Consider the following 16,607-nt stretch of genomic DNA (forward strand, 5'->3'; position numbering starts at 1 on the left):
AGTCGCGCGCGGCACACGCAATCGCCGCGCGTTCATCGCTTGGACCGTGCCTGTCGGCAAGGATTCGCCGCCGCGGTCATCCGGGATCAGCTGCCGTTCAAGCAGACGGCACGCGTCCGCTTCACGCGGCCTTGCGTGCGCCGAGCGTGTTGAGCAGATCGTGCGCGGTGCGCAGGCGTTCCGCGGCGCCGGGCAATTCGAGCGTCACGCGCAGCTTGTCCTGGCCGTCGAGCTTGTACACGCGCGGCTGTCCCTGGATCAGGCGGATGATCGCCATCGGGTCGATCTCGGGATTTTCGTGGAACAGGATGCGGCCGCCGGCGGGTCCGAATTCCAGCTTGCGAATGCCCATCGGCGTGGCGCGTAGCTTCAGTTCGGTGACGGCGAACAGCTGCTTGACGGCGTCGGGCAGCAGGCCGAAGCGGTCGACCATTTCCACCTGCAATTCGCGCAGGGCGTCGCTGTCGCGTGCGCTGGCGATGCGCTTGTACAGCGTCAGGCGCGTGTGCACGTCGGGCAGGTAGTCGTCGGGGATCAGCGCCGGCAGATGCAGTTCGACCTCGGCTTCGTGATCGGAGGTCAGGTCGAAGTCCGGCACCTTGCCGCTGCGCAGCGCCTTGACCGCGCGTTCCAGCAGTTCGGTGTACAGGCCGAAGCCGATCTGCTGGATCTGGCCGGACTGTTCGTCGCCGAGCAGTTCGCCGGCGCCGCGGATTTCCAGATCGTGCGTGGCCAGGGTGAAGCCGGCGCCGAGTTCTTCCAGCGAAGCCAGCGCTTCCAGGCGCTTGGCCGCATCGGCGCTGATGGCCTTGCGGTCGGGCACGATCAGGTAGGCGTAGGCGCGATGGTGCGAGCGTCCGACGCGGCCGCGCAGCTGATGCAGCTGGGCCAGGCCGAAGCGGTCGGCGCGGTCGATGACGATGGTGTTGGCCGTCGGGATGTCGATGCCGGTCTCGATGATGGTGGTGCACACCAGGATGTGGAAGCGCTGGCGGTGGAAGTCCAGCATCACCTGTTCCAGCTCGCGCTCGGGCATCTGGCCGTGGGCGACGCGCACGCGGGCGTCCGGCAGCAGTTCTTCCAGCTCGCGCGCGGTGCGCTCGATGGTGTCGACGTTGTTGTGCAAAAAGTAGATCTGCCCGCCGCGCGCCAGCTCGCGCTGCACGGCTTCGCGCACCATCGCCGGATCGTACTCGCTGATCAGCGTCTTCACCGCCATGCGATGCGCGGGCGGCGTGGCGATGATGGACAGATCGCGCAGGCCGTTCATCGACATGTTCAGCGTGCGCGGGATCGGCGTGGCGGTCAGCGTGAGCAGATCGACCTCGGCGCGCAACTTCTTCAGCGCCTCTTTCTGCCGCACACCGAAGCGCTGTTCCTCGTCGACGATGACCAGGCCCAGATCCTTGAACTTCACGTCCTTCTGCAACAGCTTGTGGGTGCCGATGATGATGTCGACCTTGCCGTCGGCGATGCCCTGCAGCGCGGCGTCGACGTCTTTCTTGGCGCGGAAGCGCGACAGCACCTCGACCCGCATCGGCCAGTCGGCGAAACGGTCGGCGAAGTTCTGGTAGTGCTGCTGCGCGAGCAGGGTGGTCGGCACCAGCACCGCGACCTGACGGCCGGCGGCAGCGGTGACGAAGGCGGCGCGCAGCGCGACCTCGGTCTTGCCGAAGCCGACGTCGCCGCAGACCACGCGGTCCATCGGCTTCGGCGCGGCCAGATCGTTCAGCACGGCTTCGATGGCGTTGCGCTGGTCCGGCGTTTCCTCGAACGGGAAGTTGGCGGCGAAGTCGGCGTACATCACGCGGTCGATGGGCATCGCCGCGCCCTTGCGCGCCTCGCGCTGGGCGTAGATGGCGAGCAGCTCGGCGGCGACGTCGCGGACCTTCTCGGCGGCCTTCTTGCGCGCCTTCTCCCAGGCGTCGCCGCCCAGCGAATGCAGCGGCGCCAGTTCCGGCGCGGTGCCGGTGTAGCGGCTGACCAGTCCGAGCTGCGCGACCGGCACATAGAGCTTGGCTTCCTTGGCGTACTCGATGACCAGGAATTCGTTGGCGGTGTCGCCGACGTCCAGCGAAGTCAGCCCGCGGTAGCGGCCGACGCCGTGGTCGAGATGCACGATCGGCGAACCGATCTCCAACTCGGTGAGGTCGCGGATGATGGTGTCGGGGTCGCGCGTGGCGGTGCGCCGGCCGCGGCGTTCCTGACGCACGCGCTCGCCCAGCAGTTCGCGTTCGGTCAGCACCGTCAGCGCCGGCTTGGTCAGCGCGAAACCCTGTTCCAGTTCGGCCACGGTGATGGCGAGCTTCGGCGCGTCCGTGCCCTCGGCATCGGCGAAGCTGCGCCAGCTGTCGGTCGGTTGCGGGTGGATGCCGAGCGCGCCGAGCTGGTCGTACAGCGCCTCGCGACGGCCGGCCGAATCGGTGGCGATCAGCACGCGGCCCGGATAGGCGTCGAGGAAATGTCTGAGCGCCGCGCCGGCTTCCTCGCCGCGGTGGTTGAGCGGCAGGTTCGGCGCGGGCTGGGTGCCCAGGGACTGGGCGTGCTTGTGATCCTTGTCGACCAGCTCCACGCGCAACTGCAGGTTCAGCTGTTCGCGCAGATGTTCCGGCGGCAGGTACAGATCCTCGGGCGACAGGATCGGCCGTTCGATGTCGTGCGCGCGCTGCTCGTGACGTTCGCCGACCTGCGTCCAGAAAGCGTCCGCCGATTCCATGGCGCGCTCGCCGAGCACGAACAAGGCGTTCTCGGCGAGATAGTCGAACAGGGTTTCGGTGGTCTCGAAGAACAGCGGCAGGAAATATTCGATGCCGCCCGGTGCGACGCCCTGCTTGATGTCCTGGTAGACCGGACAGCGGCGCACATCGATGGGAAAGCGTTCGCGCAGGCGGTTGCGGAAGTCGCGCGTGGCGTGGTCGGTCAGCGGGAACTCGCGCGCCGGCAGCAGTTCGACCGACTCGACCTTGTGCGCGGACAGCTGCGTCTCCGGGTCGAAGCTGCGGATCGACTCGATTTCCTCGTCGAACAGTTCGATGCGGTAAGGCTCGGTCGCGCCCATTGGGAAGATGTCGATCAGCGCGCCGCGCACCGCGAACTCGCCCGGATCGCCGACCTGCGGCACGTGGCGGTACCCGGCCGCTTCCATGCGCTGCTGCTCGTCGGCGATGGTCAGCGTCTGGCCGACGCGGATGGACAGGCCGCTGCCGGCGACGTAGCTGCGCGGCGCGAGGCGCTGCATCAGCGTGAAGACCGGTACCACCAGCACGCCGCGGGTCGCGGTCGGCAGTCGGTACAGCGTGGCGATGCGCCGCGAGACGATTTCCGGGTGCGGGCTGAACAGGTCGTAGGGCAGGGTTTCCCAGTCGGGGAAATGCAGCACCGGCAGGTCGCCGGCGAAGACCTCCAGTTCCTGTTCCAGCTGATGCGCGCGCAGGTTGTCGCGTACCGCCACGACCACCAGACCGTCATGCGCGCGTGCGGCGTCGACCACGGCCAGCGCCATGGATGCGCCGTCCGGCGTGGTCCAGAAACGGCGTTGTTTGGGACTGGTCGGCAGGGGCGGTTGGATCAGGCTTGTGGTCATAGGGACAATGCACGGCAGCGCCGGAGGCCTGTTCGGCCCAGCGCGTGATGAGGTCAAGGCGTCGATGTTAGCAGTCGCCGGGTCGCGCGGCGTGCGGGTCGGTGCTCAGTCCAGTGCGAGGCTGAGCAGGCGCATGCCGGGTTCGTCGATGGACAGGCGGTGGCGGAAGCCCAGTTCGCGGCACAGGTCCAGCATCGGGCGGTTGTCGACCAGCACGTGGCCCCACAGTTCGCTCAGCCCGCGCCGCCGGCTTTCCTCGATCAGGCGGTGCATCAGCAGCCAGCCCAGTCCCTTGCCGGTCCAGGCGCGTTCCACCAGTACCGCGAATTCGGCGCTGTTGGTGGCCGTGTCGACATGGATGCGGCCCACGCCGCGCAGTTCGGCCGGCTGCGTGGTTTCGTCCATCAGCACGAATGCCGCGGCCTGGGCCGGGTCGAGCGTGCAGAGGCGCTGCGCCAGCGGCATCGGCAGCTCGCGCATGGCCTGCATGAAGCGCATGCGCACCTCGTCCGGATGCAGGCGCGTGAAGCAGCGGCGCATGGCGTCGACGTCGTCTGCCCGGATCGGGCGCAGGTGCAGTGTGCGGCCGTCCATGAGTTGCACCTGTTCGCCCTTGTCCTTGTCGCGACGAGCCGCGACCTGCGCGTAACGCGTGTGGCTCCGCGGCGGCAGGGTCATGGCCTGCACCGGCATCGGAAAGGCGCGATCGTTGGGCAAGACATGCACCATACTCATGCGTATAGTTTGAGGGTGTCACGAGAGACTGTCCACTGTCCACAGGGCCTATCGCCTGCGGCGTTCAGTCGCGATCAAGCGAACGTGGCGGGATGGTCCACAAATGGTTATGGTGATGACCGTATCGGCGGTCAGGGAACGCGACGTGGCTTCGGCAGTGATCGATTTCAATGCATTGCGCAAGTCGTGCGCATCCTGCGCGCTGGCGCAGCTGTGCCTGCCTGCGTCCATCGGCGCCGAGGGACTGACGCGGCTGGATGAGCTGGTGCAGCAGCGCAAGCCGGCCGACCGCGGCACCACCCTGTTCGACACCGGCGGACGGCAGTCCAAGCTCTACGTCGTGCGCTCGGGTTCGTTCAAGACCTTCGTCGATCTGCCCGACGGCGACCATCAGGTGCTCGGCTTCCACTTTCCCGGCGATCTGCTCGGTCTCGACGCGCTGCCGTCCGAGGTGCACCGTTGCAACGCCCAGGCGCTGGAGCGTTCGATGGTGTGCGAGGTGCCGTTCAACGAACTCTCGAATGTGGCCTCGAAGCTGCCCGGTCTGCAGCAGCAGCTGTACCGGGTCATGAGCGACGAGTTCGCGCGCGAGCAGGAGCACATGGTGATGATGGGGCGGCGGCAGGCGCCGGCGCGGCTGGCGATCTTCCTGCACAGCCTGTCCGAGCGTCGTCGACGTCTGGGACTGGATCCGCTGGAGCTGAACCTCAGCATGTCGCGCCAGGACATCGCCAACTACCTTGGTCTGGTGATCGAGACCGTGAGCCGGCTGATGGGACGTTTCCAGAGCGCCGGCGTCCTGGACGTGGAGCGCCGCATCGTGCACATCCGCGACATGGACGCGCTGCGCGCGCTGGCGCACGCTGGCGATGCGGCGGACGGCATGCTGAAGTCCGCGTCCTCGTCCTGAACCTTCATGCGCTGCGCGCCACGCAGTCGAACGGCAGCAGCGCGTCGGGCATGCCCAGCGGCGCCAGCCATGGTCCAGCCAGTGTCAGCACGGCCATCGCCAGCATGACCACGGCGGTGCCCCGGCGCAGCTTGGCGCCGGCCATGCGCGCCACCGCGTCCGCGCCCAGCGATACGCCGAGCACGGCCGGCAGCGTGCCGAGGCCGAACGCGGTCATGGTGGCGGCGCTGACCCACGGGTCCATGCTGGTCCAGGCCAGCAGCAGAACGGTGTAGACGAAACCACACGGCATCCAGCCCCAGGCCATGCCCAGCGCCCAGGCTTTCGGCACGCTGTCGACCGGTAGCAGACGGCGCATGCGCGGCGACAGCCATGCCCACACGCGGGTGCCGGCGATGCGGTCGAGCACGCCGCGGCCCGACCACAGACCGAGGCCGATTACGACGAAGGCTGTGGCCATCAGCACGCGCAGGCCGATGCGCAGCGTTGCGTCGTCCAGCCACCCGTACAGCGCGGCGCCGACGCTGCCCAGCAGCAGGCCGGCCAGCGCGTAGCCGCCGATACGACCGCCCTGATAGGCCAGCAGCAGTGCGCGGCGCGGACGGCCGTCCGCGCGACGCTGCGTCGCCAGGCCTAGCGCGTGCGCGATACCGCCGCACATCAGGGCGCAATGACCGGAGCCGGCCAGTCCCAGCAGTGCGGCGGCGGCGATGGTCAGCGAGCCGGTCACGGTGCGGGTTCCTCCGGTTCCTGCGCATCGTCGGCCAGCGGCATCAGGGCCGGCGTATCGAGGTCGTCGAACTGGGCGTGATTCACGGCCCAGAAGAAGGCCCACACGCCGGCGCCCAGCAGCACCATGCTCAGCGGAATCAGCAGCAGGATCACGTTCATGCGAGCGCCTCGCGGGACACGGCGGCGACGGTAGTCTTGCCCGTCGATGCGGGTTGCGTCGAGCGGCGGCCGATGCGCAGCGACTGCAGCAACACCAGCAGCGAACTGGCGGACATGCCGATGGCGGCCAGCCACGGCGGCACCAGACCCAGCGCGGCCAGCGGCACCGCGGCGAGGTTGTAGCCGATCGCCCAGCGCAGATTGCGGCGCGTGGCCGCAAGCATCTCGCGGGCCACCGTGCGCGCCTGCAGCAGTCGGTCCAGACGGTCGCCGGCCAGCAGCAGGCCGCTGCTGGCCTGGGCCAGGGCCGCGCCGCTGCCCAGCGCCACGGCGACGTCGGCGCCGGCCAGCACCGGCGCATCGTTGATGCCGTCGCCGACCATCGCCACCACGCCGCCTTCCTGCCGCAGTCGATGCAGACCTGCCAGCTTGTCGGCCGGCGTCGCCTCGGCCTGCCAGTCGTCGATGTCCAGCGCTTCGGCGATGCGCGCCACGCGTTCGCGGCGATCGCCGCTGAGCAGCACCACGTGCAGGTCGGCGTCGTGCAGGGCGGCCACGGTGGCGGCGGCCTCGACGCGCGGACGCTCGTGCATGGCGAAGCGCGCGAGCGTGCCGTGTTGGTCGCACAGCACCAGACGTTCGTCGTCGGTCTCGCCGTTCCAGTCCGCGCGGCCGAGACGGTAGCGCATGCCGTCGATCACGCCTTCCACGCCCGCGCCGGCGTTTTCATGGCGTTCGCGCACCGTCGGTAGCGTCGCGTCGCCGGCGGCGGCGCGCAGGGCGCGCGCCAGCGGGTGCGTGCTGGCCTGTTCCAGGGCGGCGGCGATGCGCAGCGCGGCGTCCAGATCGCCGCGCCTGGCTTCGCTTCGTGCGCGATCGAGCGCGGGCACGGTCAGGGTGCCGGTCTTGTCGAACACGACGGTGTCGACCTGTGCGAGTCGTTCCAGTGCATCGCCGTCGACCACCAGCACGCCGCGGCGCGCGAGTACGGCGACGGCGCGGGTCAACGCCGCGGGTACCGCCAGCGCGAACGCGCACGGGCAGCTGATGACCAGCACGGCGATGGCGGCGTCGAAGGCACGGGCCGGATCGAACACGCTCCAGGCCGCCGCGGTCAGCGCGGTCAGCGCCAGCGTGCGCAGGACGAAGCGTCGCGCGTGCTCGTCGGCCACGCGCGCCAGCGCCGGCTTGTCGCTGGCAGCGCGGGTGATCATGCGCACGATGCCGGCCAGGACCGTGTCGGCGCCGACCTGGGTCACGCGCAACTCGACCGGGCCGTCCTGCAGCAGCGTGCCGGCCATCAGCGTGTCGCCGCACAGACGGCGACGCGGGGTGGATTCGCCGGTGAGCAGCGATTCGTCGACGTGGCATGCGCTGTCCAGCAGCACGCCATCGGCCGGCACGCCGGCGCCGGCCGCCACGCGCACGCGGTCGCCGGCCTGCAGTTCGTGCACGCCGACCGTTTCGCTGCCGCCGCCGTCGGCCACGCGTTCGGCGGTGGCCGGCTGCAGGCGCGCGAGGGCATCGACCAGATCTCCGGCACGGTGGCGTGCACGCATTTCCACGTAGCGCGCGCCGAGCAGGAACAGTACGAACATGCTCACCGAATCGAAGTAGATCTCGCCGCTGCGACCCAGCGTGGCGATCAGGCTGGCCAGATAGATCAGCGCGATGGCTAGCGCCACCGGCGTATCCATCGACAGATGCCGCGCGCGCAGCTCGCGCAGCGCGCCGGCGAAGAAGGGGCGGGCGGCGTACAGCACCACCGGCGTGGTGACCAGGAAGCCGAGCCAGCGGAAGAAGTCGCGCGTGGCGACGTCCATGCCGTCGAACTGGCCGGCGTACAGCGCCACCGCGTACATCATCGCCTGCATGGTGCCGAGTCCGGCGACCACCAGGCGCTTGAGCGCGTCGCGGCTCTCGCGCTGGCGCAGCGCATCGAGTGCGGCCAGGTCGAGCGGATGCGGGTCGTAGCCGAGCCGCGCCAGCGCCGTGAGCAGGTGCGACAACGGCGTATCGCGCGGATCGAACACCAGCCGCACCCGGCGCGCTGGCGCGTTGACGCCGACCTCGCGCACGCCCGGTTCGGCGCCCAGCGCGCGTTCGATCAGCCAGCCGCAGGCGGCGCAGCGCATGCCGTCGACCAGCACCACCACCTCGGCGCGGTCGGCGGCGTGCATGCGCACGTGCAGTCGCGCCATTGCCGGGCGGTCCCAGGCGCCGAAATCGGCCAGCGTCTCGGCGCGTTCGGCCGGTTCGCTGCGCAGACGGTAATAGTCGGACAGGCCCAACCCCTGAATCCAGGTCGCCGCCGCCTCGCAGCCGCGGCAGCAGACGGGCGCGTCGACGCCGTTCGTGTGCACCGTGAGGGTGCAGTCGGACGGTACCGGTTCGCCGCAGTGGAAGCAGGTCGGCGTCATGTCAGCGACCGTGCAGCCGGCCCTGCGTATCCGCATGATGGATCTGCGCGTCCGGCAGGCGTTCGGCGATGACCAGTGTGGAGATGCCGCCGGCCACGGCCGCGCCGAGCAGCGCGATCATCAGCCAGACCTCGGGGACGCGGTACCAGGGAAGCGTGGGTGTGTTCATGGCGTACTCGGTGCGAAGAAGGCCGTCGTCACGTCGGCGGCGGGATGGGTGGCTGACTGCGGGTCGGCCGTGCGTACCTGCAGCGTCACGCGCTGTCGACCGTGCACGCTGCCGGCCGGCGCGCGCAGCGTGACCGGTACGGAGGCGACTTCGCCGGCGGCGATGTCGAGTCGCTCGCTGCCGATCACGGCCAGCGGCGTGTCGCCCCGCAGGCTCAGGGTCAACGTCATGGGCCGGTCGCTCTTGTTGACCAGTTTCAGGGTGTAGCTGTTCTCGATGCTGCCAGCGGGTCCCACGCGCCACAGCGCATTGCGGTCGCGAAGCACTTCGGCCAGCAGCATGCTGCGATGGCCGATGCTCCAGGCGAACGCGCCGGCCAGGATCAGCAGCACCGTCGCGTACAGCAGCGTGCGCACGCGCAGCACGCGGCTGGGCTTGCCTTCCATCGCGTGCTCGGTGGTGTAGCGGATCAGTCCGCGCGGGTAGTCCATCTTGTCCATGACGGCGTCGCAGGCGTCGATGCATGCCGCGCAGGCGATGCAGCCGACCTGCAGGCCGTGGCGGATGTCGATGCCGGTCGGGCAGACCTGCACGCAGGCCTGACAGTCGATGCAGTCGCCCAGTGCGGGGCGCTCGCCGTCCTTGTCCGTCCATGCCAGCACGCTCGGCGTGCCGCGCTTGCGGTGGCCGCGGTCTTCGCCGCGCGGTTCGTCGTAACTGATGATCAGCGTGTCGCGGTCGAACATCGCGCCCTGGAAGCGCGCGTAGGGGCACATGTACTTGCACACCTGCTCGCGCAGAAAGCCGGCGTTGCCGTAGGTGGCGAAGCCGTAGAACGCGATCCAGAACATCTCCCAGCCGCCCAGATCGAAGTGCGCGACTTCGCCGGCCAGCTCGCGGATCGGCGTGAAGAAACCGACGAAGGTGAAACCGGTCCACAGCGCGAAGGCGATCCAGGCCAGCTGCTTGAGGCCTTTGCGCGTCAGCTTGGCCGCGCTCCACGACGCCTTGTCCAGACGCATGCGCTGGTTGCGATCGCCCTCGATCTTGCGCTCGATCCACAGGAACGCCTCGGTCCACACGGTTTGCGGACAGGCGTAGCCGCACCAGAGGCGGCCGGCGAGCGCGGTGAAGAAGAACAGCGACAGCCCGGCCATGATCAGCAGCCAGGCCATGAAGAAGAAGTCCTGCGGCCAGAAAGTCAGGCCGAGGATGTAGAACTTGCGGTGCGGCAGGTCGAACAGCACCATTTGCCGGCCGTCCCAGTTCAGCCACGGGAACACGTAGAACATGCCCAGCAGCCACAGCACGGCGGCGTTGCGCAGGCGCTGGAAGCGGCCCTTGATCTCGCGCGGATAGACCTTGGGCTGGCGCGCGTAGAGCGTGCCTTCGTCGCCGTCGACCAGCTTCAGGGGAATCGATTCGTTCATGCGTCCTCGTCGTCCGCCGCGACGTCGTCGCGGGGTTTCAGCAACAGCGACGTGAACAGGCTCGAGGCCAGCGTGCAGGCCCAGAACATGAAGAAGCCGAGCGTGTAGCCGACACCACGGCTCACGTCGAGCGTCGGCCAGGTGATCGTGGCCAGGCGCGCGGGGTCGACCACGGCGAAGAACACCATGGTCGCGACCCCCGCCGCGAAGAACGATGGCCACGCCACCGCACCGACGCGCGCCGCGAGCGGCAGACGCGACGTCGGTGCGGACACGCGCGGGGAGATCACTGCGCGGCCTCCGCGGTGTCGGCCGGCGCGCGTTTGGACTGCGCCAGCACCCACGCCGCGGCCATACGGATGCGGTCCGGTCCGAGGGTCTTGTCCCAGGCCGGCATGTGACCGTTGCGGCCGTTGCGGATGGTCGCCTCGATGGTCGCCAGGTCGCCGCCGTACAGCCAGGTGGCATCGGTCAGGTTGGGCGCGCCCAGCGCCGGATTGCCCTTGCCGGTGGGGCCGTGGCAAGCGATGCAGAGCGTCATGTAGCGTGTCTTGCCGGCCTCGGCGAGGCTGGCGTCGTGCGACTGCCCGGACAGCTCGCGCACGTAGTGGGCCAGTTCGGTCACGCCCTGATCACCGACCACGGCGCCCCATGCCGGCATCACGCCGTTGCGGCCGTGGGTGATGGTGGCGATCACGGTCTGCGGATCGCCGCCGTACAGCCAGTCGTTGTCGGTCAGGTTGGGGAAGCCGCGCGCGCCGCGCGCGTCCGAGCCGTGGCACATCGCGCAGTTGTTGGCGAACACGTTGTGGCCGATGCCCAGCGCCTTCGGGTCGTCGACGAGCTTGGCCATCGGCACGTCGCGGAACTGCGCGAACAGCTTCTCCAGGCGCGCGTTGGCCTCGGCCACGTGCGCGTCGTGCTGCTTGACCGAGGTCCAGTCCAGACTGCCCTTGACCGCGCCGAAGCCCGGATACAGCACCAGGTAGCCGATGCCGAAGGCGACCGACAGCACGAACAGCCCGATCCACCACATCGGCAGCGGCTTGTTGTACTCGGTCAGGTTTTCGTCCCAGGTGTGGCCGGTGGTCTCGCCCGGCGCGCTCTTGGCGTTGCCGAACAGCAGCCAGATGGCGCCGACCACGTTGATGGTCACCAGGACCATCACGAAGATGCTCCAGAACATGCTCATGCCTGGTCCTCCGTCGTTTCCCGCGCGTCCTCGATCAGCGGAAGCATCTCGGCTTCGCGGAAGCGCGGCTTCTGATGCGCGCTGTAGGCCCAGGCGGCGACCCCGATGAACAGGATCATGAGCAGGGCGGTCAGGATGCCGGAAATCATGGCGTCTCCTCCTTGGGGCCGTGCGTGCCCAGGCTTTGCAGGTAGGCGATCAGGGCGTCCATCTCGGTCTTGCCCTTGACCGCGTCGGGGATCGCGGCGATGTCGGCATCGGTGTACGGATCGCCGATGCGGCGCAGGCCGCGCATGTGCGAGGCGATCTCCGCGGCGTCCAGCGGACGTTCGGCCAGCCAGGGGAAACCGGGCATGTTCGATTCCGGCACCACGTCGCGCGGGTTCATCAGATGGACGCGGTGCCAGTCGTCGCTGTAGCGCGCGCCGACGCGCGCCAGGTCCGGGCCGGTGCGCTTGGAGCCCCACAGGAACGGGTGGTCGTAGACCGACTCGCCAGCCACCGAGTAGTGGCCGTAGCGCTGGGTCTCGAACGACAGCGTGCGGATCATCTGCGAATGGCAGTTGTAGCAACCCTCGCGGACGTACACGTCGCGGCCGGCCAGCTCCAGCGCGGCCGGCGGCTTCAGGCCCGGCACCGGCTGGGTCGCGTTGGCCTCGAACATCAGCGGCACGATCTCGGCCAGGCCGCCGAAGCTGATCGCGACGGCGATCAGCACGGCCATCAGGCCCACGTTCTTTTCGATCTTTGCATGCAGCATGGCGGGCTCCTCAGGCGTGCACGGCGGTGGGAATCAGCGCCGGCGCGGGTTCGCGCGAAGTGCGCCACGTCATCCAGGTATTCCAGGCCATCATCAGCATGCCGCTCAGGTACAGCAGGCCGCCGAAGAAGCGCGCGTAGTAGAACGGGTAGGTCTGCTTGAGCGACTCGATGAAGGTGTACGTCAGCGTCCCGTCGTCGTTGGTCGCGCGCCACATCAGGCCCTGCATCACGCCGGCCATCCACATCGCGGCGATGTAGATCACCACGCCGATGGTCGCCACCCAGAAGTGCGTCTCGACCAGCTTCTGCGAGTACATCTGCTTGCGGCCGTACAGACGCGGGATCAGGCAGTACAGCGAACCCATGGTGATGAAACCCACCCAGCCCAGCGCGCCCGAGTGCACGTGGCCGATGGTCCAGTCGGTGTAGTGCGACAGCGAGTTGACCGTCTTGATCGACATCATCGGTCCCTCGAAGGTCGACATGCCGTAGAACGACAGCGACACGATCATGAACTTCAGGACCGGATCGGTGCGCAGCTTGTGCCACGCGCCGGACAGCGTGAGGATGCCGTTGAGCATGCCGCCCCACGACGGCGCCAGCAGGATCAGCGAGAACACCATGCCCAGCGACTGCGCCCAGTCGGGCAGCGCCGTGTACATCAGGTGATGCGGGCCGGCCCACATGTAGATGGCGATCAGCGCCCAGAAGTGCACCACCGACAGGCGGTAGGAATAGATCGGGCGCTCGGCCTGCTTGGGCACGAAGTAGTACATCATCGCCAGGAAGCCGGCGGTGAGGAAGAAGCCCACGGCGTTGTGGCCGTACCACCACTGCACCATGGCGTCGACCGCGCCGGAGTAGACGATGTAGGACTTCGTCCACGACACCGGGATGGCGATGTTGTTGACGATGTGCAGCACTGCGATGGTGATGATGAAGGCGCCGTAGAACCAGTTCGCGACGTAGATGTGCTTCACGCGGCGCTTGGCCAGGGTGCCGAAGAACACGATCGCGAACGCCACCCACACCACCGTGATGATGATGTCGATGAACCACTCCGGCTCGGCGTATTCCTTGCTCTGGGTGATGCCCAGCGGGTAGGTGATCGCCACCAGCACGATCACCAGCTGCCAGCCCCAGAAGGTGAAGGCCGCCAGTTTGTCGCTGATCAGCCGCACCTGGCAGGTGCGCTGCACCACGTAGAAGGCGGTGCCCATCAGCGCGCTGCCGCCGAAGGCGAAGATCACCGCACTGGTGTGCAGCGGCCGCAGGCGGCTGAAGGTCAGGTACGGGATGTCGAAATTGAGCGCGGGCCAGGCCAGCTGGGCGGCAATGTACAGGCCGACCAGCATCCCGACCACGCCCCACAGGATCGTCGCGGCGGTGAATTGCCGTACGACCTTGTCGTTATAGGTCTTGGTTGAGTCCATGCGGTTCCCCAAAATGATTGCGCATCGGCCGTGACTCTAGGGAGGATGCGGTGGGGGAATCTTGACGCTGGTCAATTGCGCATCGAGTGATGCCATTTCGGCCCGCGCGCTGGCCGGAAGCGGACGGCCGAACGCCGCTCCGGCTACACTGCAGCGCTGTTGTCGACGCGAAGCGAAGGTTGCCGATGTCCGGTCACGCCAATTCCCTGAAGGCCGTCCTGCTGGCGCTGGGCGCGAACTTCGCGATCTTCGTCGCCAAGCTGGCGGCGGCGCTGATCACCGGCTCCGGCGCGATGCTGGCCGAGGCCGTGCATTCGCTGGCCGACTGCGGCAATCAGGGCCTGCTGCTGCTGGGCATGCGCCAGGCCAAGCGGCCGCCGTCGGACGATTACCCGCTGGGCTGGGGCCGCGCGCTGTACTTCTGGTCGTTTCTGGTGGCGATCCTGCTGTTCAGCGTCGGCGGCGTGTTCTCGATCTACGAAGGCGTGCACAAGCTGACCCATCCGGAACCGCTGAGCTGGCCGTGGCTGGCGGTTGGCGTGCTGATCTTCGGCCTTCTCGCCGAGGGCATCTCGATGCGCGGCTGTCTGCAGGAAGTGCGCAAGGAGCAGGGCGATCGCAACCTCTGGCAGTGGTTCCGCGAAAGCCGTTCCAGCGAGCTGCTGGTGATCTTCGGCGAGGATTCCGCCGCGCTGCTGGGCCTGCTGCTGGCGCTGCTGGCGGTGTTGGCGACCATGCTCACCGGCAACCTGCTGTTCGACGCGCTGGGCACCATCGCCATCGGCGTGCTGCTGGTGGTGGTGGCCGTGCTGGTCGCGGTCGAGGTGAAGGGCCTGTTGATCGGCCACGGCGTCGAGCCGAAGCAGCGCGAGGCGATGCTTGGCTTCCTGCGCGAGCGACCGGAAATCGAGTGCGTCTACAACCTGCTGACGCTGCACATGGGGCCGGACGTGATGGTGGCGATCAAGGCGCGCATGCGCGCGGCGGCGTCCGGTCGGGCGCAGGTGGACGACATCAACGCCGTGGAGCGGGATTTTCGCGCACGCTTCGAGGCGGTGCGCTGGTGTTTCTTCGAGCCGGACGTCGACGACTGACGGTTCAGTGCACGCCGACGCCCACGCCGACGCCACTGCCGCCGCCGCTACCGACGCCGACACCCATGCCGAAGCTGATGTTGGGGTGTCCCTGACGCATTTCCTCGGCCGTCCAGACGTGGTGCTGTTCCACCTTCACGCGCGGGAACACGTAGCTGGCTTCGCCGACCTTGCCGGAATGCACGCCGTCCAGCGTGCCGCGCACGGTCACCGGCGAACCCGGCGGCAGCGTCAGCGGCTCGACGTAGCCGGGCAGCACGGCGATGAAGCGGCCGATGCCCTTGTCGCGGCTGATCCGCGGCCGCTGCGAGCGGTCCAGCGGGTAGGCCAGCATCTCGACGTCGGTGTGGTCGGTGAAGTTTTCCACGCGTACCACCGTGCCACCCCAGATCACCGGCTGATCCTGGTATTGCTCGGGCGTCTGCGCGACCTGCATCGGCGTGACCGCCGCGGTGCCGGGCGCGACGGTGTAGATCGGCGCGGGCGCACAGCCGGCGACGAGCGCCAGCCATGCGACGACGGCGAGGCTCGGAAGAAGACGGGCGAAGCGGTTCATGGTCGTTTCCTGTGCGCGCGAGCGTGCCGTCAGCTTAGCCCAAGCGGGGCGGACGGCAAGCGGTTCAGACCGAGGTGCCGTCCTCGGTTTTCAGCCAGTTCAGCCGCGCCGTGCCGTCTTCGCCCTCGGCCGCGAGCTGTTTGGCGAGCAGGCGCAGCACGGGTTCCAGCGTCGCATCCAGTCGCCAGGGCGGGTTGAGCAGCGCCATGCCGGCGCCGTTGAGGCGTTCCGGCACGTGATCCGGACGGATCAGCAGTTCCACGTCGAGCACGGTCTTCGCCGCGCACCGGCGCAGCCAGCGGCGGAACGGCTGCAGGTCGCGCCCCTGCTTGATCGGATACCACACCGCATAGACGCCGTTCGGCCAGCGCGTCAGCGCGGTGTCCAGCGACGCCTGGATGCGCGCGTATTCGCCGATCTGTTCCTCGAACGGCGGATCGATCAGCACCAGGCCACGCTTCTGCGCGGGCGGCAGCAGCGCCTTGAGTGCGGCGTAGCCGTCGCGTTCGTGCACGTGGATGCGGCGGTCGTCGCGGAACAGGGCACGCAGTTTCGCGGCTTCCTCGGGCAGCAGCTCGCAGACCTGGGCGGCGTCGTCGGCGCGCAGCAGACGGGCGGCGATGCGCGGCGATCCGGGGTAGTGGTTGGCCCCTTCGGCGGCGACCAGATCGAGGTAGCGATCCAGCAGCGGCTGGCGTCCGCGCAGGGCGCGCAGGCGACCGATGCCGGCCGCGGCCTCGGAGGTCTTGCGCGCGGCCTCGCCGGACAGGTCGTAGCGACCGGCGCCGGCGTGCGTGTCGATGTAGCACAGCGGCTTGGGCTTGGCCTGCAGCGCCTCGATCAGTGCGATCAGGACGCAATGCTTGAGAACGTCGGCGAAATTGCCGGCATGGTAGGCGTGGCGATAATTCATTCGGAGGTCATGCGCGGCGAGGTTGGACCCGGGTCCAGCGTTGAGCGGAAGGTCGGAGCGAAGTACGCTAGCGCTGTGCGTACCTTGTCCCTCCAGCGATTGTCGCATGCGCCGCGTCTGACGGCGCTGGCGCTGTTTGCCTGGCTGTTGATGGCGACGCTGCCGACGCTGGCGGGTGCGCGCACCGCACATGCCTCGTCCATGCATGGCGCGATAGCGCAGATGCACGCGCACGCGGGTGCGCCGTGCGGCATGCCGTGCTGCGGCGGCGCCGGTCACGACGGCGGTTGTCTGCATGCCTGCGGCTGCGCGCTGACCTGCGGCGGCGTGGTGGTCATGGCGCAGGGACCGTGGCCCGCGCTGCCGAGGCATGCGACACAAACCTGGTCGACGCAGATGCCGGACTGGTCCGGACCGCTTGCACCGCCGCCATTGCGACCTCCACGCGTCTGAATCTCCCGCTCTACCCCTGAGCGCGCGCACCCTTGGCGGTGTGCGCTTCCGGGCCTGGCTTCGATG

The 16,607-nt window shown here is 68.6% G+C and carries 17 protein-coding genes; 3 read left to right on the top strand and 14 right to left on the bottom strand.

Annotated features, from left to right (window positions below; genetic code table 11):
- Window positions 1-121 precede the first annotated feature (121 nt).
- Together mfd and LF63_RS05490 are read right to left on the bottom strand one after the other, a co-directional pair.
- Window positions 122-3,583, bottom strand: coding sequence for a transcription-repair coupling factor (gene mfd, locus LF63_RS05485; protein ID WP_043100198.1), 3,462 nt, complete (start codon window positions 3,581-3,583; stop codon window positions 122-124).
- Window positions 3,584-3,688: 105 nt separating this feature from the next.
- The gene (locus LF63_RS05490) at window positions 3,689-4,318 is read right to left on the bottom strand and encodes a GNAT family N-acetyltransferase (protein ID WP_235205272.1); all 630 of its coding nucleotides are present in this window, start codon (window positions 4,316-4,318) and stop codon (window positions 3,689-3,691) included.
- Between the two features lie 145 nt (window positions 4,319-4,463).
- Between LF63_RS05490 and fnr the strand changes: the two genes are divergently transcribed.
- Entirely contained in the window at window positions 4,464-5,228 is a 765-nt protein-coding gene (fnr, locus tag LF63_RS05495) for a fumarate/nitrate reduction transcriptional regulator Fnr (protein WP_043103243.1), read from the top strand.
- Window positions 5,229-5,232: 4 nt separating this feature from the next.
- On the opposite strand, the gene LF63_RS05500 is transcribed toward fnr, so the two are convergent.
- From LF63_RS05500 to ccoN, 10 genes are read right to left on the bottom strand one after another with little or no spacing between them, the layout of a single operon-like run.
- Window positions 5,233-5,958, bottom strand: coding sequence for a sulfite exporter TauE/SafE family protein (locus tag LF63_RS05500; RefSeq protein WP_043100200.1), 726 nt, complete (start codon window positions 5,956-5,958; stop codon window positions 5,233-5,235).
- Complete coding sequence (gene ccoS / locus LF63_RS05505) at window positions 5,955-6,119, bottom strand: cbb3-type cytochrome oxidase assembly protein CcoS (protein ID WP_043100201.1); 165 nt, start codon at window positions 6,117-6,119, stop codon at window positions 5,955-5,957. The genes LF63_RS05500 and ccoS overlap by 4 nt, the downstream gene beginning before the upstream one ends.
- Window positions 6,116-8,539 carry a heavy metal translocating P-type ATPase gene (locus tag LF63_RS05510; RefSeq protein ID WP_052394738.1) on the bottom strand — a complete coding sequence of 808 codons (2,424 nt, stop codon included), beginning with the start codon at window positions 8,537-8,539 and terminating at the stop codon, window positions 6,116-6,118. Before LF63_RS05510 ends, ccoS begins: the two co-directional genes overlap by 4 nt.
- 1 nt (window position 8,540) lies before the next feature.
- Window positions 8,541-8,708 carry a hypothetical protein gene (locus tag LF63_RS15950; RefSeq protein ID WP_154662670.1) on the bottom strand — a complete coding sequence of 56 codons (168 nt, stop codon included), beginning with the start codon at window positions 8,706-8,708 and terminating at the stop codon, window positions 8,541-8,543.
- Window positions 8,705-10,138 carry a cytochrome c oxidase accessory protein CcoG gene (gene ccoG, locus LF63_RS05515; RefSeq protein ID WP_052394740.1) on the bottom strand — a complete coding sequence of 478 codons (1,434 nt, stop codon included), beginning with the start codon at window positions 10,136-10,138 and terminating at the stop codon, window positions 8,705-8,707. Before ccoG ends, LF63_RS15950 begins: the two co-directional genes overlap by 4 nt.
- Complete coding sequence (locus LF63_RS05520) at window positions 10,135-10,428, bottom strand: hypothetical protein (protein WP_052394742.1); 294 nt, start codon at window positions 10,426-10,428, stop codon at window positions 10,135-10,137. Before LF63_RS05520 ends, ccoG begins: the two co-directional genes overlap by 4 nt.
- Window positions 10,425-11,330: a cytochrome-c oxidase, cbb3-type subunit III gene (ccoP, locus tag LF63_RS05525; protein WP_043100202.1), complete on the bottom strand. Its 906-nt coding sequence runs from the start codon at window positions 11,328-11,330 to the stop codon at window positions 10,425-10,427. Before ccoP ends, LF63_RS05520 begins: the two co-directional genes overlap by 4 nt.
- Window positions 11,327-11,479: a cbb3-type cytochrome oxidase subunit 3 gene (locus tag LF63_RS15740; RefSeq protein ID WP_152569255.1), complete on the bottom strand. Its 153-nt coding sequence runs from the start codon at window positions 11,477-11,479 to the stop codon at window positions 11,327-11,329. Before LF63_RS15740 ends, ccoP begins: the two co-directional genes overlap by 4 nt.
- On the bottom strand, window positions 11,476-12,090 hold the full coding sequence (ccoO, locus tag LF63_RS05530) for a cytochrome-c oxidase, cbb3-type subunit II (RefSeq protein ID WP_043100203.1): 615 nt from the start codon (window positions 12,088-12,090) through the stop codon (window positions 11,476-11,478). The genes LF63_RS15740 and ccoO overlap by 4 nt, the downstream gene beginning before the upstream one ends.
- A gap of 10 nt (window positions 12,091-12,100) precedes the next feature.
- On the bottom strand, window positions 12,101-13,525 hold the full coding sequence (ccoN, locus tag LF63_RS05535; protein ID WP_043100204.1) for a cytochrome-c oxidase, cbb3-type subunit I: 1,425 nt from the start codon (window positions 13,523-13,525) through the stop codon (window positions 12,101-12,103).
- Window positions 13,526-13,710: 185 nt separating this feature from the next.
- Here ccoN and LF63_RS05540 point away from each other — a divergent pair, with 185 nt between their 5' ends.
- On the top strand, window positions 13,711-14,619 hold the full coding sequence (locus tag LF63_RS05540; RefSeq protein ID WP_043100205.1) for a cation diffusion facilitator family transporter: 909 nt from the start codon (window positions 13,711-13,713) through the stop codon (window positions 14,617-14,619).
- Between the two features lie 4 nt (window positions 14,620-14,623).
- Here LF63_RS05540 and LF63_RS05545 read toward each other — a convergent pair whose 3' ends face one another.
- Window positions 14,624-15,175 (bottom strand): Slp family lipoprotein, encoded by a 552-nt coding sequence (locus LF63_RS05545; protein ID WP_052394743.1) that lies wholly within the window; start codon window positions 15,173-15,175, stop codon window positions 14,624-14,626.
- Window positions 15,176-15,239: 64 nt separating this feature from the next.
- Window positions 15,240-16,088 carry a 23S rRNA (adenine(2030)-N(6))-methyltransferase RlmJ gene (locus LF63_RS05550; protein ID WP_043100206.1) on the bottom strand — a complete coding sequence of 283 codons (849 nt, stop codon included), beginning with the start codon at window positions 16,086-16,088 and terminating at the stop codon, window positions 15,240-15,242.
- A 75-nt stretch (window positions 16,089-16,163) separates the two neighbouring features.
- Between LF63_RS05550 and LF63_RS05555 the strand changes: the two genes are divergently transcribed.
- Complete coding sequence (locus LF63_RS05555) at window positions 16,164-16,541, top strand: hypothetical protein (protein WP_184655037.1); 378 nt, start codon at window positions 16,164-16,166, stop codon at window positions 16,539-16,541.
- The last annotated feature ends 66 nt before the right edge of the window (window positions 16,542-16,607 follow it).

The organism is Oleiagrimonas soli, from assembly GCF_000761445.1.
GTDB classification, from domain to species: domain Bacteria; phylum Pseudomonadota; class Gammaproteobacteria; order Xanthomonadales; family Rhodanobacteraceae; genus Oleiagrimonas; species Oleiagrimonas soli.

What these genes read in the sequence shown, in the direction of transcription:
- mfd (WP_043100198.1), bottom strand. Translation starts at nt 3,583, where the DNA reads ATGACCACAAGCCTGATCCAACCGCCCCTGCCGACCAGTCCCAAACAA.
- LF63_RS05490 (WP_235205272.1), bottom strand. Translation starts at nt 4,318, where the DNA reads ATGAGTATGGTGCATGTCTTGCCCAACGATCGCGCCTTTCCGATGCCG.
- ccoS (WP_043100201.1), bottom strand. Translation starts at nt 6,119, where the DNA reads ATGAACGTGATCCTGCTGCTGATTCCGCTGAGCATGGTGCTGCTGGGC.
- LF63_RS05510 (WP_052394738.1), bottom strand. Translation starts at nt 8,539, where the DNA reads ATGACGCCGACCTGCTTCCACTGCGGCGAACCGGTACCGTCCGACTGC.
- LF63_RS15950 (WP_154662670.1), bottom strand. Translation starts at nt 8,708, where the DNA reads ATGAACACACCCACGCTTCCCTGGTACCGCGTCCCCGAGGTCTGGCTG.
- ccoG (WP_052394740.1), bottom strand. Translation starts at nt 10,138, where the DNA reads ATGAACGAATCGATTCCCCTGAAGCTGGTCGACGGCGACGAAGGCACG.
- ccoP (WP_043100202.1), bottom strand. Translation starts at nt 11,330, where the DNA reads ATGAGCATGTTCTGGAGCATCTTCGTGATGGTCCTGGTGACCATCAAC.
- LF63_RS15740 (WP_152569255.1), bottom strand. Translation starts at nt 11,479, where the DNA reads ATGATTTCCGGCATCCTGACCGCCCTGCTCATGATCCTGTTCATCGGG.
- ccoO (WP_043100203.1), bottom strand. Translation starts at nt 12,090, where the DNA reads ATGCTGCATGCAAAGATCGAAAAGAACGTGGGCCTGATGGCCGTGCTG.
- ccoN (WP_043100204.1), bottom strand. Translation starts at nt 13,525, where the DNA reads ATGGACTCAACCAAGACCTATAACGACAAGGTCGTACGGCAATTCACC.
- LF63_RS05540 (WP_043100205.1), top strand. Translation starts at nt 13,711, where the DNA reads ATGTCCGGTCACGCCAATTCCCTGAAGGCCGTCCTGCTGGCGCTGGGC.
- LF63_RS05545 (WP_052394743.1), bottom strand. Translation starts at nt 15,175, where the DNA reads ATGAACCGCTTCGCCCGTCTTCTTCCGAGCCTCGCCGTCGTCGCATGG.
- LF63_RS05550 (WP_043100206.1), bottom strand. Translation starts at nt 16,088, where the DNA reads ATGAATTATCGCCACGCCTACCATGCCGGCAATTTCGCCGACGTTCTC.